We start from the raw sequence: 22,737 nt of genomic DNA, 5'->3' as shown, positions 1-22,737 counted from the left end.
GGCAGGGCCAGGTGCCTGGGGCCGCGGCACAGGGCCGCGGCCGCCAGAGCTATCAGCGTTTGGTGTTGGAACGGATGTTCCAGCCAAACTTGATCGCGCCGCCGTCTTTGGTGCCGTCAGCTTTCTGCGGCTGATAGTCGACCATCACTTGGGCGAAGTTCAGCGTGACGTTTTCGGTCAGGCGGTCATCGGTGCCCGAACCGCCGGTGCTCAGAGACGTCACCAGCACTTCTTCCAGGTTGATCACCATGTACTCGACCTGACTTTCACCGCCGGCCTTGCGCACGGTCAGCTTGACCTTGTCGATGTGCTTGCCGCTGGCGCAGTGCATCATCAGGTTCGGCGAAGCCTTGTCGACGTACTTGGTCAGCGACAGGTCCTGGATATTCACCTTGCCGGCGCCGCCGCCACCGCCTACGTGCATGTTGCCGGACTGGGCCATGCCCCAGCTCCAGTTCAGTACGTCGATTTCGTCCTTGTGGGCCTTGTCCATGGACTCGCCCTTGATGTCGCCGATCTTGATGAAAATATCAACAGCCATGTTTTCTCCCTGTGTGGCACGGGCCACTCGATTTGGTGATCGTTCCCACTATCTGCGTGGTAACGCATCCTGTGACGCTCTGCGTCACTGGGACGCGGAGCGTCCCGGGCGACATTCCCACGCGGAGCGTGGGAACGAGCGAGTTATGCGCTTTTGGCCGAAGGCAGCTTCGATACCAGGCGCAGCGAAACGGTCAGCCCTTCAAGCTGATAGTGCGGACGCAGGTAGAACTTGGAGTTGTAGTAACCCGGGTTGCCTTCGACGTCTTCCACGATCACCTCGGCGGCGGCCAACGGGTGCTGGGCCTTAGTGGTTTCGGTGGAGTGCGCAGGATCACCGTCGACGTAGTTGAGGATCCAGTCCTGCAACCAGCGCTGCATCTCGTCCTTCTCTTTGAAGGAGCCGATCTTGTCGCGCACGATGCACTTCAAGTAGTGAGCGAAACGGCACGTGGCGAACAGGTACGGCAGGCGCGCGGCCAGGTTGGCGTTGGCGGTGGCGTCCGGGTCATCGTATTCGGCCGGCTTCTGCAGCGACTGGGCGCCGATGAACGCGGCGAAGTCGGTGTTTTTCTTGTGCAGCAGCGGCATGAAACCGTTCTTCGCCAGTTCCGCTTCACGGCGGTCGCTGATGGCGATCTCGGTCGGGCACTTCATGTCCACGCCGCCGTCATCGGTCGGGAACGTATGCGCGGGCAGGTTTTCCACTTCGCCGCCCGATTCCACGCCACGGATGCGCGAGCACCAGCCGTAGTGTTTGAACGAGCGGTTGATGTTCACGGCCATCGCGTAGGCGGCGTTGGCCCAGGTGTACTTGGAGCTGTCGGCACCGTCGGTGTTTTCTTCGAAGGCGAAGGCTTCAACCGGGTCGGTCTTGGCGCCGTATGGCAGGCGCGCCAGGAAGCGCGGCATGGTCAGGCCGATGTAGCGCGAGTCTTCCGATTCACGCAGCGAACGCCAGCCGGCGTATTCCGGGGTGGTGAAGATCTTGGTCAGGTCGCGTGGGTTCGACAGTTCCTGCCACGAGCCCATGCCCATCACGGTCGGCGAAGCCGCAGCGATGAACGGGGAGTGCATGGCGGCGCAGACTTTCGACAGCTCGCCCAGCAGCTCGACATCCGGCGGGGACTGGTCGAAGTAGTAGTCGCCGACCAGGCAGCCGTACGGTTCGCCGCCGAACTGGCCGTATTCTTCTTCGTACATCTTCTTGAAGATCGGGCTCTGGTCCCATGCGGTGCCCTTGAATTTCTTCAGGGTCTTGTGCAGGTCCGGCTTGGAGATGTTGAGCACGCGGATCTTCAGCTGCTCATCGCTCTCGGTGTTGTTGACCAGGTAGTGCAGGCCACGCCAGGCGCTTTCCAGCTGTTGGAAGTCCGGGTGGTGGATGATCTGGTTGACCTGGGCAGTCAGCTTGGCGTCGATGGCGGCGATGATCGATTCGATCGATTTGATCGCGTCGTTGGACACCAGGTCAGTCTGGGCCAAGGCCTGTTCAGCCAGGGTGCGCACGGCTGTTTCCACGGCTTCGCGGGCGCGCTCGGTCTTGGGCTTGAACTCTTGCATCAACAGCGAGGCGAACTCGCTGGTTTCTTCGGTAGCGCCCAGGTTCGGCGCGCCTTCGCGGGCGGTATTGTCAGTCATGATTATTGGTCCCCTGCAGGCTTAGGCGCACTGGCAAGTGCCTGAAGCAGTGCCGGGTCCTTGATCGCCTTCATGATGATTTCTTCAGCGCCGGTCTTGCCGTCCATGTAGGTCAGCAGGTTGGCCAGCTGGGTGCGGGCTTCGAGCAATTGGTTCAGCGAGTCGACCTTGCGGGCCACGGCGGCCGGGCTGAAGTCGTCCATGCTTTCGAAGGTGATGTCCAGGCTCAGGTTGCCTTCGCCGGTCAGTTCGTTCGGCACGTGGAACGCCACGCGCGGCTGCATGGCCTTGAGGCGGGAGTCGAAGTTATCGACGTCCACTTCAAGGAACTTGCGGTCCGCCACCGGGGCCAGAGGCTCGGCAGGCTTGCCGGCGAGGTCGGCCATCACACCCATCACGAAGGGCAGCTGGACCTTTTTCTCGGCGCCGTAAAGCTCGACGTCGTACTCGATCTGCACTCGAGGCGCGCGGTTGCGCGCGATGAATTTCTGAGAACTTTGCTTCGCCACGTTGCTGCTCCTGGTCGCTTGAGCGACGGTGTTGTTACTGCAAGGCCGGGCGGTTTATTCGCCGTCCGGGCCACGCAGGTTTTCAAATTGGGACATGCCATCGGGGATCAGATTGCGCACGATCGCCGCAAAATCGGCATGCACCAGATGCTTCGCCCGGTTCAACAGCACCGGCAGCGGGCTCGAAGGCTCGTGGCGGGTGTAGTACGCAAGGATCTTGTCGAGGCTGCGCACCACGTCATCACGGCTGGCGATATCGCCAGCCGGGCGCGGTGCGGCAGGGGCAGCGGCGTACTCGACCGAGGGGGCACTGTCGTCACTGACGGCCTCGGGTTCGCTGCTGCCTTGGGGATCTGGAACTGCTTGATTGAGCACTTGCAGCGCCTGCTTGAGCGGTTGCTTCAACAGGCTGAGGTCCACGCCCTGGGCGGAACCGACCTGATCGCTGACCTGCTGCTCGATCGCCTCGCAGGCTGCACGCGCGGCGCTCAAGGCGTCGCGGGTGGCTTGCAGGTGCTCGGGGTCGCTGTCGAGGAACGCGGCGTTCAGTTGCTGGGCGCCGAGCTGTTCGTCGGGGAAATTCATCAGGCCGCTGGCATTCAGCGCGGCGCGCAGGCTCACGGGGCCAAAGGTGCGCGAGCGCGTGAGGATGCTTTCGCGCAGCAGGCGAATGGTCGTGTCGCTGGTCAGGCCGGACAGGGCATTGATGCGTACGGTCGGGTCGTTATCGTCGTCGGCATCCAGGCGTGGATGCAGCTCGGCCCAGTATTGGCGCAGCAGCGCGTCGATCAACGTGAGGACCTGCGCCAGCCCGGCCACGCCCTGGAGTGCGAGGGAGCTTTGCAGCAGGAAATGGGTGATGCGCAGGTCTTTGCTGCGCTGCAACAAGTCGAGGCTTTGCTGCTGGATGCTGCGCCAGTCCGGCGGTTCAGCGGGCAGGATGGAGTCACCCATGCTGCGCTCGGGCTGGCCTTTGGCATCACGCTCCAATTGGAGAAATTGCGCGTCATATTCCATGTCTTCGCCACAGGGCGAAGTCGCGGAAACGGCGGCGAGCAGCAACGGCACATCCACTGAAATTGATCTCCCTATCAGCCCGTTAGATGACGGGCAATTCATGCATTAGTTGCGTAATGAACTTTGCATGTTTTCTTGGTCATATAAGCACAGCGCTACTAATGTGCCATCATTGGTATTCAAGAAGTTGTGCATTTTTGGTGTAGTACTTAGGCCTTGTCAAGGTAAGCTATTCGCCCTCTGTGACAGATGTGCGGTGCTTAACAACCTGCGCGACTGGTGGGTCGAACGGCGTACCGGGACAGGATTTTTGTCATAGAGCCCGGTTAAGATCAGCGATCATGCTGGCATCAGCAGGTTGTGGACGGTCGATTGCACGACCTGATGGGGATCTCTCGGGGGACACCGCTCCGGGAGTCGACCGCGCGCGAAGTATCAGCAAGGAGGCAAGATGTCGCTGTGTTTGACTATCACTAGTTATCACAAGATTACCCCAGGGCAGTGCGCCGAAAAGTCCATGAATCAGGGCTCGATGGCGATCGGCCGCAGCTCGGATAATGACTGGGTATTGCCTGACCCTGAGCGTCTGGTGTCTTCACAGCATTGCGTTATTCAATACAAAGATGGCCGTTATTATTTAACCGATAACAGTACAAACGGTGTGGAGTTGGTTAACGCCGGTATCCGCTTGCGCCGAGGTACCAGCGAGCTGCTGCACGATGGCGAGTTGATCCGCATCGGCGATTACGAGATCCAGGCGCGTATCGATTTCAACGTGCAGGCCGTCGACAGCCAGCCGTTTGCCGGCGAGTCACCCAACAGCTTTGAAGCCTTGATGGGCGCCGTGGTGAGTGCGCCGGTGGCGACCCCGGTGATCGCGCCGCAGTTCCACGGCGCTTCGTCGATGGACACCCTGCCGGACCTGTTCGACTTCATCAGCCCCACCGCCGTGCCGCCGCCCACCGTGCCGGACCATGTGCCGTCCCAGCAACACGACTTCCGCCCGCCGACCCCCGTGGCCGTGCCGGTGGTCGAAGCCCCCGTGGCCTCGGGCGCGGTGATTCCCGAAGACTGGGACCTGTTCGGCGACACGCCCGTGCCGGTCGTCAGCGTTGCCCCGCCGCCCGCGCCCGCCGTCCCGTCGCCACCCCCTGCACCGGTCATGGCGCCGCCACCTGTGGTCGAGCCTGTGCTCCCCGTGGCGGACACCGCGCAACAGCCTGATCTGCTGCACGCCTTCCTGCGCGGCGCAGGTCTGGACCAACTGCGCCTGGACAAAGCCCAGGCCGAGGCGCAGATGGAAACCATCGGCCGCAGTTACCGGCTGATGGTCGAAGGCCTGATCGACGTTCTGCGTGCCCGCGCCAGCCTCAAGGGCGAGTTCCGCATGCAGCAGACGATGATCCAGCCCGCCGAAAACAATCCGTTGAAATTCGCCCCGAATGCCGACGAAGCATTACTGCTGCTGCTTCGTCACGGCAACCAAGCGTTTATGGCGCCGGACGTGGCCGTGCGTGACAGTTTCGACGACTTGCGCGCCCACCAGTTGGCCGTGATGGCCGGGGTGGAAGCGGCGATCAAACACCTGTTCACGCGGTTCGAGCCGGCCCAACTGGAAGCGCGCATGGGCAAGCCCGGCGGGCTGTCGAGCATTTTCAACGGCTCGCGTCAGGCCCAGTACTGGCAGCAGTTCACCGAGCTCTACGGCAATATTTCCCGTGAGGCCCAGGAAGACTTCCAGGACCTGTTCGGCCGCGAATTCAGCCGAGCCTACGAAGAACACAGCGCACGACAGCGGCGCTGACAGCACGCCGCAACAATGGATCAACGGATAGTTAAGTACGTCATTGAGGACGCAGGATGATTCCCAGGTTTTTACTCGCAGTCGCCACCGCGCTGCTGCTGACGGCGTGTGCCAAGGACGCCGTCAAACCCCAGGCCCCCGCTGAGGCAGACGCGGACACCGCCGCCGTCGAACTGCACTTCCACGCGATTTCCGGGCTCAACCCCGGCGCCAATGGCCAGGCCGCCCCGGTACGGGTGCGCATTTTCGAACTGAAAAACGCCGCCACCTTCGGCCGTTCCGACTACTTCGCCCTGGCGGACCGCGCCCAATCCACCCTCGGCCTGGACCTGTTGGACCAGGATGAAGTGATGGTGCAACCCGGCCAGCAGTTGAGCATTCAGCGCGACCTCGACCCGTCCACGCGCCAGATCGGCTTGCTGGTGGGGTACCGCGAATTGGACCGCGCGCAATGGCGCACGGTGATCAACGTGCCCGCCCGCCAGTACACCGAATACCAGATCAGCCTTGATGTGCGTGCCGTGCGCGCCGACGTCGTGGTTACCCCATCCAGCCCTGCCCAATAAGAAGCAATCGGAGCCCCCATGTCCTGGAACAATCGTGTGGTCTGGTCGGAAGGCATGTTCATCGGAACGCAGCACTTCCAACAGCATGACCGTTACCTGGAAAACCTGATCGACGCCCGCAGCCGCCCGCTGTCCGCAGGTGCCTGGGGCTTTTCCGAGTTGTTGATCGACCAGGGCCTGCTGGCCCAGGGCAAGCTGGCCATCCTCTCGGCGCGCGGCCTGTTGCCCGACGGCACGCCGTTCAATATCCCCCAGGATGACCTGGCGCCAAGCCCGCTGAACATTGACGACAACCTGCGTGACGGCCTGGTGTACCTGGCCTTGCCACTCAAGCGCGCCGGCGCGCGTGACACGGTGGACGAGGGCGAAGCCCTGGAAGCCGCGCGTTACGTGAGTCAGGTGCGCGAAGTGCGCGACGACAACGCCCCGTTCGAAAACCGCGCGCCGGTAGCCGTGGGGTCGCGGGCGTTGCGCTTGCTGACCGCCCAGGACGGCATCAGCGACTACGCCGCCCTTGGGCTGGTGCGCATCAAGGAAAAGCGCGCCGACCGCGCCTTGGTGCTGGACGACAGTTACATCCCGCCGATATTGGACGTGGTCGCGAGCAAGCCGCTGACCGCGTTTCGCAGCGAGTTGCTGGGCCTGTTGCACCAGCGCGGCGAAGCCCTGGCCGGTCGCGTGGTCGCGTCGGGCGCGGGTGGCGCCTCGGAGATCGCCGACTTCATGCTGCTGCAACTGGTCAACCGTGCCCAGCCGTTGATCCAGCATTTGAGCCAGTTGAGCCCGCTGCACCCGGAACGCTTCTTCAGCGAACTGGTGAGCCTGGCCGGTGAGTTCTCGACCTTTTCCACCTCGGGCCGTCGCCCTCAGGAATACCCGCAGTACCAGCACGACGACCTGGCGCTGAGCTTCGCCCCGGTGATGGCGGCCCTGCGCGAAGCGCTGTCGATGCTGATCGACAGCAAAGCCACGCCAATCCCGATCGTGGAGAAAGCTTATGGCATCCACGTGGCGATGCTGGCGGACAAAACCCTGCTCGACAGCGCCAGTTTCATCCTGGTGGTGCGCGCCGACGTGCCCGGCGAAACCCTGCGTGGCCGCTTCGGCCAGCAGAGCAAGGTCGGTGCGGTGGAGCACATCCGCGACATGGTCAACCTGCAACTGCCAGGTATCGGCCTGCTGCCCTTGCCGGTGGCGCCGCGCCAACTGCCGTACCACGCGGGCAGCACCTATTACGAGCTGGACCGGGGCAGCGAGCACTGGCAACAGCTGAGCACTTCCGGCGGTTTTGCCTTCCACATCGCCGGGCAGTTCCCGGGTTTGAACCTGGCCTTCTGGGCGATCCGAGGATAATCCGCGATGCATCCCAATGATGACGACCGCACCCAGTTCATGCCGCGCCCCGGTGGCCGTGCGCCGGAGCCTGCGCGCGCCGAACCGGCCGCTTTGTCGATGCCGGCGGCGCCGATGCTCACCGGCAAAAGCCAGGGCCTCAACCCGCTGGAAAGCGCCGCCGGGCCGCTGCTGGCCTTGCTGACACGCCTGCGCAACACCATCGCCCACCCCGCGCCGGCCAGCCTGCGCGCGCAGTTGCTGGCGTACCTGCGCCAGTTCGAAGAACGCGCCGAAGCCGCCGGTGTGGCGCGCAACGAAGTGCTGCTGGCCCGCTACGCGCTGTGTACCGCCCTCGATGAAGCGGTGTTGAGCACGCCCTGGGGCAGCACCAGCGAGTGGGGCAAACAAAGCCTGCTGATCACCGTGCACAACGAAGCCTGGGGCGGCGAAAAGGTCTTCCAGCTACTCGACCATTGCCTGCAAAGCCCACGGGAACGGCTGTATCTGCTGGAGCTGTTGTACCTGTGCATGTGCCTGGGGTTCGAAGGCCGCTACCGCGTAATGAACGACGGCCGTAGCCAGCTCGAAGCCCTGCGCGAGCGCACTGCCGCCGCGATTCGCAGCGCCCGTGGCGACCACGAACGCGAGCTGTCGCCGCACTGGCGCGGCGTGACCGTGGCCCGTGATCGTCTGGCGCAATTCATGCCGCCGTGGATCGCCGTGGCAATCGGCCTGGCGCTGCTGCTGGCCTTGCTGTTCACCTTGCGCCTGCTGCTCGCGGCGCAGGCCGAACCGGTGTTCAAGAACATCCATGCCCTGGGCGAGATCCCGGTGCAGGCCATCGACCGTCCCGTGGCGCAGCCCAAGGTCATCGAACGGCCGCGTCTGGCCGGCTTCCTGGCCGAAGACATCAAGGCCGGGCGTGTGGCTGTGGAAGATAAGGTCGACCGCTCGGTGGTGACCATTCGTGGCGATGAGCTGTTCGCGTCGGCCAGTTCCAGCATTGTCGATGCCTACCAGCCGCTGATGCTGCGCATCGCCGATGCCATCCGCAAGGTCAAGGGACAGGTGCGCGTCACTGGCCACAGCGATAACCGCCCGATCGCCACGCTGCGCTTCCCGTCCAACTGGGCGTTGTCTGAAGCGCGGGCCAAGTCGGTGCTGGAGATCCTTGCGGCCAAGACCGGCCAGGCGGATCGCTTCAGTGCCGAGGGCCGAAGCGACACCGAGCCGCTGGCCACCAACAGCACTGCCGAAGGCCGCGCCCGCAATCGTCGGGTTGAAATCACCGTATTGGCGGAGGGCGTCGAGTGAAGGCGTTTTTCAGTTTCATGATTCGCTGGGTGATCCCGTTGCTGGGTCTGATCGCCCTGAGCCTGATCATCTGGTTTGTGGGGCCGCTGCTTGACGCGCTGGTACCCGAAGGGCGCCGTTGGGCGCTGATCGTTCTGGTGTTCGCGGTGTGGATCACCTACCGCGTGTTCTGCATCATCCAGGCGCGCCGCCAGGCCGCCGAAGTGATGCGCAGCCTGGCCGCAGAGACGCCGGCCGACCCGAACAGCGTGGCCACCGCCGAAGAGCTGTCGACCCTGCGCCAGCGCATGGACGAAGCCCTCGCGTTGCTCAAGAAAGCCAAGCTCGGCGGTGACGAACGCCGCAATCTCTATGAGCTGCCGTGGTACGTGATCATCGGCCCACCGGGCTCGGGCAAGACCACTGCGCTGGTCAATTCCGGCCTGCACTTTCCGTTGGCTGCCCAGTTGGGCGCTGGTGCGGTACGCGGTGTCGGCGGCACACGCAACTGCGATTGGTGGTTTACCGATCAAGCCGTGTTGCTCGATACCGCCGGCCGCTACACCACCCAGGACAGCAACTCCACGGTGGATAAAGCCGCCTGGCTGGGCTTCCTCGACCTGCTGAAAAAGCAACGCTCGCGCCGCCCTATCGACGGTGCCTTCATTGCCATCAGCCTGTCGGACCTGTTGCTCGGTACCGACGCCGAACGCGCTGCCCACGCGGCCGCGATTCGCCTGCGTATCCAGGAGCTGTACACCCAATTGGGCGTGCGCTTCCCGATCTACCTGATGCTGACCAAGCTCGACCTGGTGCCCGGCTTCATGGAGTTCTTCGACAACCTGAGCAAGGAAGAGCGCGCCCAGGTGTGGGGCATGACCTTTGCCCTGGACGACGGCAAAAACAGCGACAGCCCGCTGGCCCATTTGCAAAGCGAATTCGCCGGCCTCGAGCAGCGCCTCAACGAACGTCTGGTGGAGCGCCTGCAACAGGAACGCGACCCGGCACGGCGCGACCTGATCTACGGCTTCCCGCAGCAGTTCGGTGCATTGAAAGACTGCCTGCAAAGCTTCCTCGAAGGCGTATTCAAACCCAACGCGTTTGAAGAGCGTGTGTTGCTGCGTGGTGTGTATTTCACCAGCGGCACCCAGGAAGGCAGCCCGATTGACCGTCTGATCGGTGCCATGGCCCAAAGCATGAACCTGGATCGCCAGCACCTGGCGCGCCAGAGCGGCACCGGGCGCAGTTACTTCATCGAAAAACTCTTCACCGCCGTGGCGTTCGCCGAGCGCGGGCTGGTGGGCGTCAACCCGAAAGTCGAGCGGCGGCGCAAGTGGATTGCCCGCGGTGTGCTCGCGGCCACCGTGGCGTTGGTGGTGGTGGTCAGCGGCCTATGGTGGGTGAGCTATCGTGCCAACCAGGCGTATATCGCCCAGGTCGATCAGAAGGTCGCGCCCCTGGGCCAGACCGTGCAGAACCTGAGCCCGGCGCAACGCGAAGTGCTGGCCGTGCTGCCGTTGCTCAATGCGGTGAAAAACCTCGCGGGTGATTCGCCAGACTGGTCCGAAGGCCTGGGGCTGTACCAGGGCGACATGCTCGAAGCCGAATCCGCCAGCGTGTACCGCAAGCTGCTGATCGCGGTCTTCGCGCCACGGCTGGTGACGCGTATCGAAGAACAACTGCATGGCGGCGGCAACTCGGACTTCCTTTACGAGGGTCTCAAGGCCTACCTGATGCTGGCCGACAACGAGCACTACGACCCGGACTTCATCAAGGCCTGGATCGCCCTGGACTGGGACCGCAACCTGCCGCGCGATCTGCCGGCCGATCAGCGCCAGGCGTTGACCGGGCACTTGCAGGCACTGTTCGAACGCCACCCGCCGAGCGCGCGCCTGGACCCACGGCTGATCGACGACCTGCGTCGCCAACTGCAGCAGTTGCCGGTGGCCCAGCGTGTCTACGACCGCGTCAAACGGCAGAAACTGCCCGACGGCATCCCGGACTTTCGCCTCAATGAAGCCGCTGGTCGCGACGCCGCGCTGGTGTTCAGCCGTAAAAGTGGCAAGCCGCTCGGCGAGCCGTTGAGCGGGTTCTTCACCGCCAAGGGCTATCGCCAGGCGTTCCTGTTGAGCAGCCTGAACCAGACCGGCACCCTTGCGGAGGAGCAGTGGGTATTGGGCCGTGAACAGGCCGATCAACAGAACGTGGTGAGCCTGGCCGCCGATGTGCGGCGCCTGTACTTTCAGGACTATCAGCGGCAGTGGGATGCGTTACTGGCGGATATCGACTTTGTGCCGATTACCAGTGTCGCCCAGGCGGCCGACGTACTGCGGGTGATCTCCGGGCCGAGTTCGCCGCTGAAAAAGCTGCTGGTGGCGGTGGCCAGGGAAACCGATCTGCAGGCTGAAGAACGCCAACTGGCCGCCAAAGGTGTGCCGGTGGAAGGTGGTGTGGACAAGCTCAAGGAGCGGCTTGGCAGCCTGCTCGGTCAGGAGCAACCCACCGCCAATGCGCCGCAGGCAGCGGATGATCCGGTGACCGCGCACTTTGCCGAGCTCAACAGCATCGTCAGCAAAAACGAAGGCGAGCCGGCGGCCATCGACGGCCTGCTGGCGGACATGAACGCGTTGTATGTGCAGGTCAGTGCCATGGTCGGCGCCAGCGGCGATGCGTTGCTCGGCGAGGCCAAGAACCAGGCCGCTGCGGCCGCCACGCGGGTCAGCCTGAATGCCGAACGCCAGCCGCCGTTGGTGCAGGGCATGGTCAAGTCGGTGGTCAACTCCACCACCAACAGCATGATGGGCGGGGTGCGTAACCAACTGAACGCAGCCTGGGTCAGCGAAGTGGTCAACGTGTATCGCCAGTCGCTGGCCGGGCGCTATCCGATGTCGCCGGGCAGCGCGCGCGATGCCACCCTGGATGACTTCGGCCAGTTCTTCGGTGTGGGCGGGGTGATGGATAACTATTTCCGCAAATACCTGCAGCCGTACGTGGACACCTCCGCGCAGACCTGGCGCTGGCAGCCGGGCGCGGCGCAGAAGCTGGGGATTGCGCCGGGGGTGCTGCAAACCTTCCAGCGCGCGGCGACGATTCGTGATGCGTTTTTCCGCGCCGGCGGCACCCAGCCTATTGTGCGTTTCGAGCTAAAGCCGGTGTCGATGGACCCGACCATCACCCAGTTCCTGCTCGACCTGGACGGCCAGCAATTGAGCTACGACCACGGGCCGAGTCGCCCGGTGGCGATGCAATGGCCGAACCCCGGCAGCATTGGCGTGGTGCGTCTGTCGATCATGCCGCCGTCGGCCAGTGGCCGGTCCGGCGTGACGCTGGACGGCCCGTGGGCGTGGTTTCGCCTGCTGGAGCAATCTGATCTCACCGCCGGCAATTCGCCGGACCGCTTCAACCTGCGCCTGCGGGTAGACGGCGCGAGCATCGCTTACGAGCTGCGCGCCAACAGCGCGTTCAACCCGTTCAAGAGCCGTGTGCTCAGCGGCTTCAGCCTGCCGGAGCGGCTATGACGGTGGTGGGTTTCTACGGCAAGTTGGCCAGCCGCGGAGACTTTGTCAGCCGTGCTTTGCCCCAGAGTTTTGTCGGTCCGTGGGACAGCTGGCTGGCCGAGGGTTTGCTCGCCAGCCAAAACAGCCTGGGTGCTGACTGGCTCAACGCGTACCTGGTCAGCCCGTTGTGGCGCTTTGTTCTGGCGCCGGGCGTGTGCGGACCGGACGCGGCCGCGGGTGTGGTGATGCCGAGCATCGATCGGGTGGGGCGTTATTTCCCCCTGGCAGTGGTGGCCTTGCTCGACCACGACACCAACCCGGCCTCCCTGGTGGGCGGCCCGGACACCTGGTTCGAGCAGGCCGAAGAGCTGCTGCTCAGTACGCTGGATGCCGGCGCCAGCTTTGAAAGTTTTAACGAAGGCCTCGACAACCTGGGCATCCCGGCCAGTGAACAGCGCGCCATGGACAGCCGCTTTGCCGGCCTGCAGCGCGTCGCCGCGACGCAGCCCCACAGCCGCATGACCGCGCTTGCCGAACAGGCCTGCGACGGTGCCAGCCTGTGGTGGGGGCGTGGTTCGGAACGTATTTCCCCTGGTTTATTGCGGTGTCAGGGCTTGCCTGCCGCCAGTGATTTTGCGCAGTTTTTGCTCGGACAAGAAGGTGTGGTGTAGATGGGGGCGACGTACAAATCGGCGAGCAAAAGCCATGTGGGCATGGTCCGTCAGGTCAACGAAGACGCCTGCCTTGACCTGCCGGAAAACCGTCTGTGGGTAGTGGCCGACGGCATGGGCGGGCATGCGGCGGGCGATTATGTCAGCAGCCTGATTGTCGACAGCCTGCGCAATGTGCCGATGGGTCGCTCCCTCGACGAATACTCGGCAGCCCTGCGCAATGACCTGATCCGCATCAACGCCGCCGTGCGCGAAGAAACCGCGAACCGTGGCGTGACCATGATGGGCAGCACCGTGGTGGTGCTTGCCGCACGCGGTTTACGTGGTGTGTGCCTGTGGGCCGGTGACAGTCGCTTGTATCGCCTGCGCGACGGCGTGCTCGAAGGCCTCTCGCGCGATCACAGCTACGTGCAGGACCTGCAAGACAGCGGCCTGCTCAGCGAAGCGGATGCCCGCGTGCATCCGCGCGCCAATATCGTCACCCGCGCGGTGGGCGTGGAAGCCCAGCTCGAGGTGGCGGTGCTCGACCTGCTGATCGCGCCGGGCGACAGCTACCTGCTGTGCAGCGACGGCCTGAACAAGACCGTCGAAGATCACGAAATCCGCGAAGTGCTCAGCCACGACGCGCCGGATGAAATCGTGCGCAGCCTGGTGCATCTGGGGCTTAATCGGGGCGCGCCGGACAACATCACCGCCATCGTCGTGAAGGTATCGGCATGAACATTGTGATTCCGGGCTACGACATCGAAGGCGAGATTGGCGAAGGCGCCATGGCCAGCGTGTACCTGGCGACCCAGCGCTCGCTGGAGCGCAAGGTGGCGCTGAAGGTGATGGCGGCGGCGCTGGCGGCCGATCCGACGTTTTGCGAGCGTTTCCTGCGCGAAGGCAAGACCCTGGCGCGCCTGTCGCACCCGCACACCGTGACCATCCATGACATCGGCAATGTCGGTGAGCTGTATTACATGGCCATGGAATACCTGCCCAATGGCACGCTCAAAGAGCGCATCGCCGCTGGCATGACACCTGAGCAGGGCGTGACGCTGATCCGCCAGATCGCCTCGGCCTTGGGTTACGCCCATGCCCAGGGCCTGGTGCACCGTGACGTCAAACCGGCGAATATCCTGTTTCGCGCGGACGGCACGGCTGTGTTGTCCGACTTCGGCATCGCCAAATCACTGGACGATCGCACTCAGTTCACCCAGGCCGGGTTTGCCGTGGGCACACCGAGCTACATGAGCCCGGAGCAGGCGCGGGGCCAGGAGATCGACGGCCGCGCCGACCTGTATGCGCTGGGCGTGGTGATGTATGAAATTCTGGTCGGCAAGCTGCCGTATAACGGCACCGATGCGCTGTCCACGGCGCTGGCGCACCTGACCGAACCGCTGCCGGAATTGCCGGTGCATCACGGCCGTTATCAAGGCGTGCTGCGCAAATTGTTGGCCAAGGACCCGGCCGAGCGCTTCCCGGACGCGGCGGCGTTGTTGCTGGCGCTGGAGCAACTGCCGATGGAGTCGCCGGAGGCCACGCTGGTGCGGCCGCTGCCGATCCCGATGAATTTTGATCTGGCGGGGATCACCCCGGAATCCATCGAAATTCCGACCGCCAAACCGCAGCCCGTGCGTCAACCGGTGGTGCCGCCCACGCATCACAGCGAGCAGCGCCGTGGGCCGGTGTTGGCGCTGGCGGCGGTGGCCGTGGCCGTTGCCCTGGCCATGGGTGGCGCTTCTTACTGGTGGCTGAGCGGCAGTGACGAACCTGCAAAGCCCGCCAAACCACCGGCCGCCGTTGTCCCTGCCGTCACACCCCCAGCGGCGGCTGTGGTCGAGGTGGACGGCGGCCAGCGCCCGCTGTTGATGGCCGGCAAAAAGACCCTGTTCCAGCGCGTGCTCAGCAAGCCCGGCGCGGCACTTTCCAGCGACGCCGGCAGTGCGCCAGGCAAAGCCCTGCCGGCGTTCTCTGTGCTCTACGTGTACCAGCGCAAAGACGTCGACGGCCAGCCCTGGGTGCGCGTCGGTGCTGCCACCGATGGGCGCAGCGACGGCTGGTTGCCGGCGTCAAAGGTCAGCGACTGGAAGCAAAGCCTGGTGCTCAAGTTCACCGAGCGCTCGGGCCGTGCGCCGGTGATGTTCCTGCGTCAAGCCGGCGAGGTGGAGAAGCTGCTCGCCGACCCGACCGCCGCCAAAGGTGTGTTGGCCAAGGCGCAGAAAAACCGTGAAGACAACGGGCAGATCCTCGCCCTGGAACCGACGGCCAGCGCCGTGCCGCAGAACCAGTTTTACCTGTTGCCGATCTTCGATTCCAAAGAGAGCTTCGACGAAAACGGCCAGCCGGTGCAGTTGCTCAACGTGGCCTCCATCGACCCCGGCAGCAGTGCGGTGGCCAAGCCCGCCACGCCGGTAATCAACGCCAACGCCGACGCGTTCCGTACCGCCGTGGTGCTGGTGGTGGACACCACGGTGTCGATGCAGCCCTACATCGACCAGATCCGCGACGTGGTCCACGAACTGCAAACCCGCATTGCCGAGCGTGGCGAGCTCGATAGCGTCAGCTTTGGCATGGTGGGCTTTCGCAGCAGCATCAAGAAAACCCCTGGCCTGGAATACGTGGCCAAGACCCTGATCACCCTCGACCAGGGCCGCGACCCGCAACGCTTCCTCGACATGGCGCGGCAGGTCAAAGCCTCCACCGTGTCCAGCCATTCGTTCAACGAAGACGCGTTTGCCGGGGTGATGCAGGCCGTGGATGGCATGGACTGGGCCGGCTACGGCGGGCGCATCATCCTGCTGGTCACCGATGCGGGCGCATTGCGCAAAAACGACCCGTTTGCCGCGACCCAGATGAACGAAGCCGAGGTGCGCCAGGCTGCGTTGGGCAAGCAGATCAAAATCTACGCGCTGCACCTGCGTACCGACGTCGGCAAGAAAACCCACGCCGGTGCCGAAAGCCAGTACCGCGTCCTCACCGCCGATGCCAACCCGCAGATCGGCGACCTGTACACACCGGTGCCGGGGGGCGACGTGCACACCCTGGGTAAGCGTGTCGACGAGATCGGCAGTGTGTTCGCCAATCTGGTGCACCAGGTGCGCAGCAATACTCCGCAGCCAGTGCCCCTGCTTGGTTCGGCGCCAAGCCTGGCGGACAAATCCGCCGCCGTCGGTTACGCCATGCACATGGACTTCCTCGGCCGCAAAACCGCCAGCCAGGCACCGCAGCTGGTCAGCGCCTGGACCGCTGACCGCGACCTGACCAACCCGGCGCTGCCGGCGTTCCAGGTGTGCGTGATGCTGACCAAGTTGCAACTCAACGACCTGCAACAGTCGCTGAAACTGATCGTCGATGCGGCGCGTAAAACCCAGACCTCGCCCAAGGACTTCTTCCAGGAAATCGCCAGCGCCTCGGCCTACATGAGCCGCGACCCGCAAGCCTTGCGCAAGGGCGGCAACCTGGCCGACGGTGGCATCCTCGGCGAATACCTCGAAGGCCTGCCATACCGCAGCAAGTCGCTGAACATGACCCAGGACCTGTGGTTGTCGTTGAGCGTGGCCGAGCAGGAAGACTTTATCGACGAGCTGGACTCGAAAATCCGCCTCTACGAAACCTTCCATAACGACGTGGCCAACTGGGTCCGTTTCGGCGACGCCGAACCGGGCGATGCGTTGTACCGCGTGCCACTGTCGACGCTGCCGTAATGCTGAGCCTGAGCGCGGTGCACAAGAGCCGGGGCGTCGGCAGCCAGCGCTACAGCCTGGTGATCCCGGCGTTGCAGCTGCGCGCGGGCGAGCAACTGGCGATTGTTGGCCCCAGCGGTTGCGGCAAGAGCACGTTGCTTGACCTGCTGGCGCTGGTGCTGGCGCCGGATCAGGTGGGCTGCTTTGAATTCAATCAGCAGGACATCGGTGAGCTGTGGCGCGCCGACCAGCAATCGACCCTGGCCGCCTTGCGCAGCCAACACCTGGGTTATGTACTGCAAACCGGCGGGCTGCTGGAGTTTCTCGATGTGCGCGGCAATATCGCCTTGTCCCGACAGTTGTTGGGCTTGAAGGACGATGGCAGCGTGGCACGCCTGGCCGAGCAGCTGGAAATCAGCGACCAATTGGCCAAGAGACCCTCGGCGCTCTCGGTGGGGCAACGCCAGCGTGTCAGCTGCGCCCGTGCCCTGGCCCATGCACCGCAATTGGTGCTGGCCGATGAACCGACCGCCTCCCTCGACCCGTTGAACGCCGAGCGCGTGATGCACGCGCTGCTGGCCCAGGCCCGCGAGCACCAGGCGGCCTGTGTGATCGCCACCCATGACGAACCTCTGGTCCGTGGCAGTGGCGTTCAGGTGCGCCGCATCAGTTGCCGTCGGGATGCCGACGGCGGCGTCACCGCCACCCTTGGGCAGGCCTGCTGATGCGCCTCCCCTTGATCGCCTCCCTGGCCTGGCAGGACTACCGCAACGATGCCTGGCTGTCGGCCTGTTCAGTGTTGGCGCTGGTGGCGGTGATCGCGCCGTTGCTGGTGTTATTCGGCCTGAAATTTGGACTGGTTAGCAGTTTGACCGAACGTTTGCAGACCGACCCCGCGACCCGTGAAATTATTCCGCTGGGCGGTGGTCGATTCAGCAGCGCAGCGATCGCGCAACTGGGCCAGCGCCCCGACGTGGCGTTTGCGCTGCCGCGGACGCGGCAGATCGCGGCGACCGCGCAGGTGGGCGCGTTGACCTTGGAGATGCTGCCGACGGCGTCTGGCGATCCGTTATTGGGGGATCTGCCGATGCCCAAGGGCTTGGAGCAGATCGTGCTGAGCCACACCGCTGCCGAGAAGCTTGCGGCCCGATCTGGAGATCTGTTGGAAACCCGCTTCGCCCGCCAGGTTGCAGGACGTGTCGAAGAGCAGCGCACGCGGGTGCAAGTGGTCGCAGTGCTGCCGCTGGAAGCTTTCGCCCGCGATGGCTTGTTTGCCGACCTGGGCCTGCTTGAGGCGGCGGAAGATTACCGCGATGGTCGTGCTGTACCGGCGTTGGGGTGGGCGGGTGCCGAGGTGGCGGTGGGCGAGCAGCGTGTGTATCCGGCGTTTCGCCTGTATGCCCGCAGCCTTAACGATGTGGAGCCGCTGCGGTTGTATTTCGCCGGGCAGAATCTGTTGGTCTCGACCCAGGCGAATACCATCGCCCAGGTGCAGTCGTTAAGCCGCAACCTGTCGATTGTGTTCTGGGTGATCGCCGGGTTGGCGCTGGCGGGGGCCTTTGCGGCGATCTTTGCCGGGGCTCTGGCCGCTGTGGCGCGCAAGCGCCGGGAATTGTCCGTGCTGCGCCTGTTGGGATTTTCCACCGGCGCGCTGTTGTTGTTTGTGGTGGTCCAGGCGCTGTACAGCGCAGGGGTCGCGGCGATGCTCAGTGCCGGCCTGTATGGCCTGGCGGAGGCGGGATTGAACACGTTATTTGTGCAGGTGCCGGGCGAACACGCCAGCCACCTGTTGGCGCGTCACTACGGCCTGGCCCTGGTTGCCGTCCTCGGCGTCAGCGCCGTGGCGGCGGCCTGTGGTGGTTGGCGAGTGGCGCGGATCCAGGCTTCTGAAGGAATCAGAGATGTATAAGTTACTGGGCGCCGCTGTGGCGCTGAGCCTGGCCTCGATGGCCTGGGCCGATGAAGCCAGCGATAAGCTGGACAACCCCAAGCCGTTGCCGGGCGACGTGAGCCTGCCGCTGCCGTGCGAAGGCAACATGGTGTTCCGTTACGCCTACGTGCTGGCCCAGGGCACTCTGGACGACCGCGAAATCAGCCTTGGCTATCCTTTTGCCGAAGGCGAGGCGGGTTATCAGCAGTCGTTTATCTCTGGCTACCGCCGCGACTTTATCAACGGCCAATTCACCCTCAAGGACTTGCCTGAAGACTGGAACAAGGCCATCGCGCCCTTGATGCCGAAGACCGACGCCAAGACCCCGCTCAAACCCATGTTCTATTTCATCGGCAAGTACGAAGTGACCGCGCGCCAGTACGCTCAGGTGATGGCGCAGGCGCAGTCCCTGGCCAGCGGCGAACCGGCGCCGGCGTGTGATGCACCCACCGGCATGGCCGGGCGTTTGCCCAAGGTGAAGCTGTCGCGTTTTGAAGCCGAACGCTTCTCGGCGGTGTACAGCGCCTGGTTGATGAAATACCACCGCGAATTGCTGCCGGTCAGCGGTCGCGGTTCGTCGGCCGACGACGGTGGCCTGGGCTTTGTGCGCCTGCCCACCGAAGTGGAATGGGAGTTCGCCGCGCGTGGTGGCCAGGCAGTGAGTCGTCAGGATCTGGAAGGTCGCCTGTTCCCGCGCCGCGCCGAAGGCAGCGAAAGCGATGGCCCGCTGGGCGATTACGCAGTGTTCAACCAGGTGGCCGGCGGCACCGGCCAAGCCGCGCGCCTAATGCCCATCGGTACCAAATTGCCTAACCCGATCGGGATGTTCGACGTGATCGGCAACGCGGCGGAAATGGTCCAGGAATCCTTCCAACTGGTGCACGCCGGGCGCCGCCAGGGCACCTACGGCGGTTTTGTGGTTAAGGGCGGCAACTACCTGGAAGGCGAGGGCACCTTGTTCACCGGCATGCGCCGCGAATACCCACTGTTTGCCGCCGACGGCACCGAGCAAAGCAACGAGACTACGGGGTTCCGCGTGGCCATTGGTGCGCTGTCGGCGCCGCGTTCGCGCTACAAGGAGCTGTTTGCGCAATGGCAAAAGGAAGGCCGCCTGGCCTCGCTCACCGACGCCATCGACGACGCCCAGGACCCCACCAAACGCCTGGACAGCATCATCGCCGCCAGTGTCGACCCCAAGCTGCAAGCTGAACTGGGGCTGGTTAACGAAGAGCTCAAGCGCAACGTCTCACTGATCGCCCAGCAACGCGAGGAGGCGGCGGGCAACCTGATTCAGTCGGCCGCGTTGGTGGCCGAAACCATCGGCAACTACAACATTCGCCTGGCCAACCTGCAAAAAAGTCGTCAGCAGGCCTTGGACAACAAGGACGAGGCCAGCGCGGCGCTGTTTGCCACGGCCATCGATAACGGGCGCAGCGCCCTCGACGGTGCGGTGGCGATTTACATCGACAACCTGGCCACCGGCACGCGCTACACCGATGCGGTGATCCAGGCGCAGTTTCAACGCATCAAGGAAGAGTTGGATCGCAAGCCAGTGCTCGGCAAGAGCCTGGTGACGCGCGCGACACTGTTCGTCCGCCATGTCGGCAATTACCGCAAACAACAGCGGGCCGATCCGGCGACGATCTTGAAGGAATTGCTCGCAGCGAGCGGTCAGCGGTCTTGACCGTTGGTTGCAGCGAGCTTGGAAGGGACTCAGGCGGCGGTTGCCGTGCTGGGCAAGTCAAACTTAAAAGAGAACACAACTTATGCTTTTTTCCCGTAAGGCGGTTTCCAAGCGTCATCTGCTGCTGATTGCCGCCGGCTTCAGCACCGTGTTGACAGGTTGCGCCACATCGCCGGCCTCCAAGGTCGCATCCAGCACCAAAGTCGAGTACTACCCCAACTGCTACGAGCCGGTGCAGCACCTGCGCGCCACCGATTCAGACATGACCAAGTCGGTCGTGACCGGCGCTGCCATCGGTGCGGCCGGCGGTGCCCTGCTGGGCGCCCTGACCGGCGACTCCGAAAAGCGTGGCCGTAATGCCGCGATCGGCGCGGCCGGTGGTGCATTGGCCGGCGGCGCGGCGGGTTACTACACCGAGCGTCAGAAGCAGATCAGCGATGACAACCAGCGCATCGCGTCGTACTCCGCGGACTTCAACAAAAGCGCGTCCGACATCGACCGCAGCACCGCCTACGCCAAGGCGTCGCAGCAGTGCTACCAGAGCGCCTTCACCAAGCTGGTCGCCGACCGCAAAGCCAAGACCGTCAACGACACCGAAGGCCGCAAGCGCCTGGCGGAAATCGTCTCGGGCCTGAAGGAATCCAACGACCTGATCGTTGCGGTCAACGGTAAAGCCAGCGAAGACCTGAACAACTACACCCAGGCCTACGAGAAAGACCTGCAACAAGTCGGCGTGCAGCGTAACGATGTGGTCACCGTGGCCACCGCCGACACCGCACCGGTCGTGGCACCGACCAAAGGCAAAAAAGCCGTGAAACCGGCGAAAAAGCCAGTACTGCCGACCGTGCCGAAAGAGGCGGTCACCACCGAGAAGAGCATCCAGACCGTGCAGGCCAAGCAAGCTGAAAGCAAGCAGGTCGCCAGCGCCGGCAAGGCACAGATCGAAGGCACCTGCCGCGATCCAAACCTGGCCGACTGGGCACCGGTACCTTGCCCTAACGTTTAAGTAACATGTTGCTATAAGCGTTAAACGCCTGCCGATCTCCTGCTAAAGCGCGAGGTCGGTGGCGTTCTGCCTGCAAATCGTTACACTGCTGCGGCCACTTAATAATTACACCGAGGCCGTGTGCATGAAATTTCGTCTTCTCCTGTGGGTGCTGGGCCTGATGATGGGCAAAGCCAGCCGCACCAATCCTGCCTTCCAGCAACAGTTGGGTGATAAAGACCTGGCGTTCCAGTTGCAGACCCTCGACGGCAAGGTCGCCCGTCACTTCATCGTCAAAAACCAGCGCATCACCAGTCGCTCCGGGGTTCACCCGGCGCCGGCGTTCGCGATTGCATTCAAGGATGCGGCCTACGGCTTCGCCACGATGCAGGCGAAGAACAAGCAACTGGCGTTCATGACGGGGATTCAGGACAAGTCGATCCAGATCAAGGGCAACCCGGCGCTGGTGATCTGGTTTCAGGGGTTGACCAAGTATTTGAAGCCGAAGAAAAACAAGCAAACCTGAGGTCCGTTCGTAGCAGCTGTCGAGGGTTAGGCCTAGCTGAACTGGGAGGCCAGTTTGCGCAACAGCGCCTTGGCTCAACTTCTTGTTCGCTCACAGTTAGCAACGTGTCTGCATAGCGCTTACCTCTGCCCGTCGCTGCTCATCAGCTACCTGTCGTGGAACCTCGAGACAGAAGACGCCACAGCATCGCCATACAATCGGTCGGCGCTTTTTTTTGTGCCCGCTGTTTATGCTTTATGGCGGCTGCGCGTGGGTGGCTTGTGCCTGCCAAGTTGCTTCTTCCAGGATTTTGCGTCAACGCCGGGATTCCGATTCTGGACTGCGAGCGCGCCGAGAAAAATGCAAAGCGACTGTTAAGTAGTGCAGGCAGACGCTATTTATGGAATGTCATCAGAATCTTCCTAAGACTTTAAAGGAAATGTCCGACTGTACTTTTGGTAATCACAACTTCAGGGTACTAACCCACGCGCCGCACTCACCCCATTTAAGTAGCTTCATCATAAGAATTTGGAGAACACTAATGCGTGAAGGTTATTGCATCGGACCTGGCGACAAAACCACGCGCGGCGGAACAGTTCTGGATGGTGATCCAAGAGTAAACATATACGGCCTCCTACATGCTTGCGAAGGTGACCAAGTTACATGTGGGAAGCATAAAGGCATTTATAAAATACTCGGTGGTATCTCGCCTATTGAAAGCCATGGCAGACGTATGGCCGGCACGCTGGACAGCTTCAGTAGTTGCCCCTGCCGGGCCAAATTCATTCCCTCGGTATACACCGCGACTTACAGCAACGAAGGTTATGAAGCGCCAGCAACCAGGCGCGCCGTTGAACCGGCATCTTCGACGCTGACCGGCCGCCCCGACACACCGCAACAATCTACCTATGCCCCTTCTCACACGTTGGCGCCTTCAGCATTTAAGGGGCTGCCGGGCCAGGAGCCCGGTTTCTACGTCGTACCCAAGAGCATGAGTCGAGAAGCGTTGGAGAACGTGCTGTTCCCCGCACCTGATCCCGACGTAATGAGGAAGTTTCAAGCCCTCAATCCCAAAACTGGCGACGTAAAAGC

Annotated in this window: 18 protein-coding genes; 14 read left to right on the top strand and 4 right to left on the bottom strand. The window is 63.3% G+C overall.

Annotated features, from left to right (window positions below; translation table 11 throughout):
- Nucleotides 1-52: 52 nt before the first annotated feature.
- From KZX66_RS18245 to tssA, 4 genes are all read right to left on the bottom strand, one after another.
- The gene (locus KZX66_RS18245) at nucleotides 53-541 is read right to left on the bottom strand and encodes a type VI secretion system tube protein Hcp (RefSeq protein WP_005792512.1); all 489 of its coding nucleotides are present in this window, start codon (nucleotides 539-541) and stop codon (nucleotides 53-55) included.
- Nucleotides 542-684: 143 nt separating this feature from the next.
- Nucleotides 685-2,181, bottom strand: a complete 1,497-nt coding sequence (tssC, locus tag KZX66_RS18240) for a type VI secretion system contractile sheath large subunit (protein ID WP_248081874.1) — start codon at nucleotides 2,179-2,181, stop codon at nucleotides 685-687.
- A 2-nt stretch (nucleotides 2,182-2,183) separates the two neighbouring features.
- Nucleotides 2,184-2,690, bottom strand: a complete 507-nt coding sequence (gene tssB, locus KZX66_RS18235) for a type VI secretion system contractile sheath small subunit (RefSeq protein WP_010207547.1) — start codon at nucleotides 2,688-2,690, stop codon at nucleotides 2,184-2,186.
- Between the two features lie 54 nt (nucleotides 2,691-2,744).
- A complete protein-coding gene (tssA, locus tag KZX66_RS18230; RefSeq protein WP_248081873.1) occupies nucleotides 2,745-3,764 on the bottom strand; it encodes a type VI secretion system protein TssA in 1,020 nt (339 codons plus the stop codon).
- A 394-nt stretch (nucleotides 3,765-4,158) separates the two neighbouring features.
- Here tssA and tagH point away from each other — a divergent pair, with 394 nt between their 5' ends.
- The 14 genes from tagH to KZX66_RS18160 all read left to right on the top strand — a co-directional run.
- Nucleotides 4,159-5,511 carry a type VI secretion system-associated FHA domain protein TagH gene (gene tagH, locus KZX66_RS18225; protein ID WP_248081872.1) on the top strand — a complete coding sequence of 451 codons (1,353 nt, stop codon included), beginning with the start codon at nucleotides 4,159-4,161 and terminating at the stop codon, nucleotides 5,509-5,511.
- Nucleotides 5,512-5,567: 56 nt separating this feature from the next.
- Nucleotides 5,568-6,077: a type VI secretion system lipoprotein TssJ gene (gene tssJ / locus KZX66_RS18220; protein WP_248081870.1), complete on the top strand. Its 510-nt coding sequence runs from the start codon at nucleotides 5,568-5,570 to the stop codon at nucleotides 6,075-6,077.
- A gap of 18 nt (nucleotides 6,078-6,095) precedes the next feature.
- A complete protein-coding gene (gene tssK, locus KZX66_RS18215) occupies nucleotides 6,096-7,430 on the top strand; it encodes a type VI secretion system baseplate subunit TssK (RefSeq protein WP_248081868.1) in 1,335 nt (444 codons plus the stop codon).
- Between the two features lie 6 nt (nucleotides 7,431-7,436).
- Complete coding sequence (locus KZX66_RS18210) at nucleotides 7,437-8,726, top strand: DotU family type VI secretion system protein (protein WP_248081861.1); 1,290 nt, start codon at nucleotides 7,437-7,439, stop codon at nucleotides 8,724-8,726.
- Nucleotides 8,723-12,223: a type VI secretion system membrane subunit TssM gene (gene tssM / locus KZX66_RS18205; protein WP_248081859.1), complete on the top strand. Its 3,501-nt coding sequence runs from the start codon at nucleotides 8,723-8,725 to the stop codon at nucleotides 12,221-12,223. The genes KZX66_RS18210 and tssM overlap by 4 nt, the downstream gene beginning before the upstream one ends.
- Nucleotides 12,220-12,873, top strand: a complete 654-nt coding sequence (tagF, locus tag KZX66_RS18200; protein WP_248081856.1) for a type VI secretion system-associated protein TagF — start codon at nucleotides 12,220-12,222, stop codon at nucleotides 12,871-12,873. Before tssM ends, tagF begins: the two co-directional genes overlap by 4 nt.
- Nucleotides 12,874-13,593, top strand: coding sequence for a protein phosphatase 2C domain-containing protein (locus tag KZX66_RS18195; RefSeq protein ID WP_248081854.1), 720 nt, complete (start codon nucleotides 12,874-12,876; stop codon nucleotides 13,591-13,593).
- Nucleotides 13,590-16,562: a serine/threonine-protein kinase gene (locus KZX66_RS18190; protein ID WP_248081852.1), complete on the top strand. Its 2,973-nt coding sequence runs from the start codon at nucleotides 13,590-13,592 to the stop codon at nucleotides 16,560-16,562. Before KZX66_RS18195 ends, KZX66_RS18190 begins: the two co-directional genes overlap by 4 nt.
- Nucleotides 16,562-17,266: an ABC transporter ATP-binding protein gene (locus tag KZX66_RS18185; protein ID WP_248081850.1), complete on the top strand. Its 705-nt coding sequence runs from the start codon at nucleotides 16,562-16,564 to the stop codon at nucleotides 17,264-17,266. The genes KZX66_RS18190 and KZX66_RS18185 overlap by 1 nt, the downstream gene beginning before the upstream one ends.
- Nucleotides 17,266-18,450, top strand: coding sequence for an ABC transporter permease (locus tag KZX66_RS18180; RefSeq protein WP_248081848.1), 1,185 nt, complete (start codon nucleotides 17,266-17,268; stop codon nucleotides 18,448-18,450). Before KZX66_RS18185 ends, KZX66_RS18180 begins: the two co-directional genes overlap by 1 nt.
- Entirely contained in the window at nucleotides 18,443-20,155 is a 1,713-nt protein-coding gene (locus KZX66_RS18175; RefSeq protein WP_248081846.1) for an SUMF1/EgtB/PvdO family nonheme iron enzyme, read from the top strand. Before KZX66_RS18180 ends, KZX66_RS18175 begins: the two co-directional genes overlap by 8 nt.
- A gap of 82 nt (nucleotides 20,156-20,237) precedes the next feature.
- The gene (gene tagQ, locus KZX66_RS18170; protein WP_248081845.1) at nucleotides 20,238-21,161 is read left to right on the top strand and encodes a type VI secretion system-associated lipoprotein TagQ; all 924 of its coding nucleotides are present in this window, start codon (nucleotides 20,238-20,240) and stop codon (nucleotides 21,159-21,161) included.
- A gap of 124 nt (nucleotides 21,162-21,285) precedes the next feature.
- Nucleotides 21,286-21,666, top strand: a complete 381-nt coding sequence (locus tag KZX66_RS18165) for a helicase (protein WP_248081844.1) — start codon at nucleotides 21,286-21,288, stop codon at nucleotides 21,664-21,666.
- Between the two features lie 520 nt (nucleotides 21,667-22,186).
- Nucleotides 22,187-22,737 (top strand): PAAR domain-containing protein (locus tag KZX66_RS18160; RefSeq protein WP_248081843.1); only part of this gene is annotated, 551 nt, incomplete at its 3' end.

This window comes from Pseudomonas sp. EYE_354 (genome assembly GCF_023148575.1).
Classification (GTDB): domain Bacteria; phylum Pseudomonadota; class Gammaproteobacteria; order Pseudomonadales; family Pseudomonadaceae; genus Aquipseudomonas.
The sequence above is the reverse complement of the archived record's forward strand: the minus strand, read 5'-3'. Positions and strand labels throughout refer to the sequence as shown.

What these genes read in the sequence shown, in the direction of transcription:
- KZX66_RS18245 (WP_005792512.1), bottom strand. Translation starts at nt 541, where the DNA reads ATGGCTGTTGATATTTTCATCAAGATCGGCGACATCAAGGGCGAGTCC.
- tssC (WP_248081874.1), bottom strand. Translation starts at nt 2,181, where the DNA reads ATGACTGACAATACCGCCCGCGAAGGCGCGCCGAACCTGGGCGCTACC.
- tagH (WP_248081872.1), top strand. Translation starts at nt 4,159, where the DNA reads ATGTCGCTGTGTTTGACTATCACTAGTTATCACAAGATTACCCCAGGG.
- tssJ (WP_248081870.1), top strand. Translation starts at nt 5,568, where the DNA reads ATGATTCCCAGGTTTTTACTCGCAGTCGCCACCGCGCTGCTGCTGACG.
- tssK (WP_248081868.1), top strand. Translation starts at nt 6,096, where the DNA reads ATGTCCTGGAACAATCGTGTGGTCTGGTCGGAAGGCATGTTCATCGGA.
- KZX66_RS18210 (WP_248081861.1), top strand. Translation starts at nt 7,437, where the DNA reads ATGCATCCCAATGATGACGACCGCACCCAGTTCATGCCGCGCCCCGGT.
- tagF (WP_248081856.1), top strand. Translation starts at nt 12,220, where the DNA reads ATGACGGTGGTGGGTTTCTACGGCAAGTTGGCCAGCCGCGGAGACTTT.
- KZX66_RS18195 (WP_248081854.1), top strand. Translation starts at nt 12,874, where the DNA reads ATGGGGGCGACGTACAAATCGGCGAGCAAAAGCCATGTGGGCATGGTC.
- KZX66_RS18190 (WP_248081852.1), top strand. Translation starts at nt 13,590, where the DNA reads ATGAACATTGTGATTCCGGGCTACGACATCGAAGGCGAGATTGGCGAA.
- KZX66_RS18185 (WP_248081850.1), top strand. Translation starts at nt 16,562, where the DNA reads ATGCTGAGCCTGAGCGCGGTGCACAAGAGCCGGGGCGTCGGCAGCCAG.
- KZX66_RS18180 (WP_248081848.1), top strand. Translation starts at nt 17,266, where the DNA reads ATGCGCCTCCCCTTGATCGCCTCCCTGGCCTGGCAGGACTACCGCAAC.
- KZX66_RS18175 (WP_248081846.1), top strand. Translation starts at nt 18,443, where the DNA reads ATGTATAAGTTACTGGGCGCCGCTGTGGCGCTGAGCCTGGCCTCGATG.
- tagQ (WP_248081845.1), top strand. Translation starts at nt 20,238, where the DNA reads ATGCTTTTTTCCCGTAAGGCGGTTTCCAAGCGTCATCTGCTGCTGATT.
- KZX66_RS18165 (WP_248081844.1), top strand. Translation starts at nt 21,286, where the DNA reads ATGAAATTTCGTCTTCTCCTGTGGGTGCTGGGCCTGATGATGGGCAAA.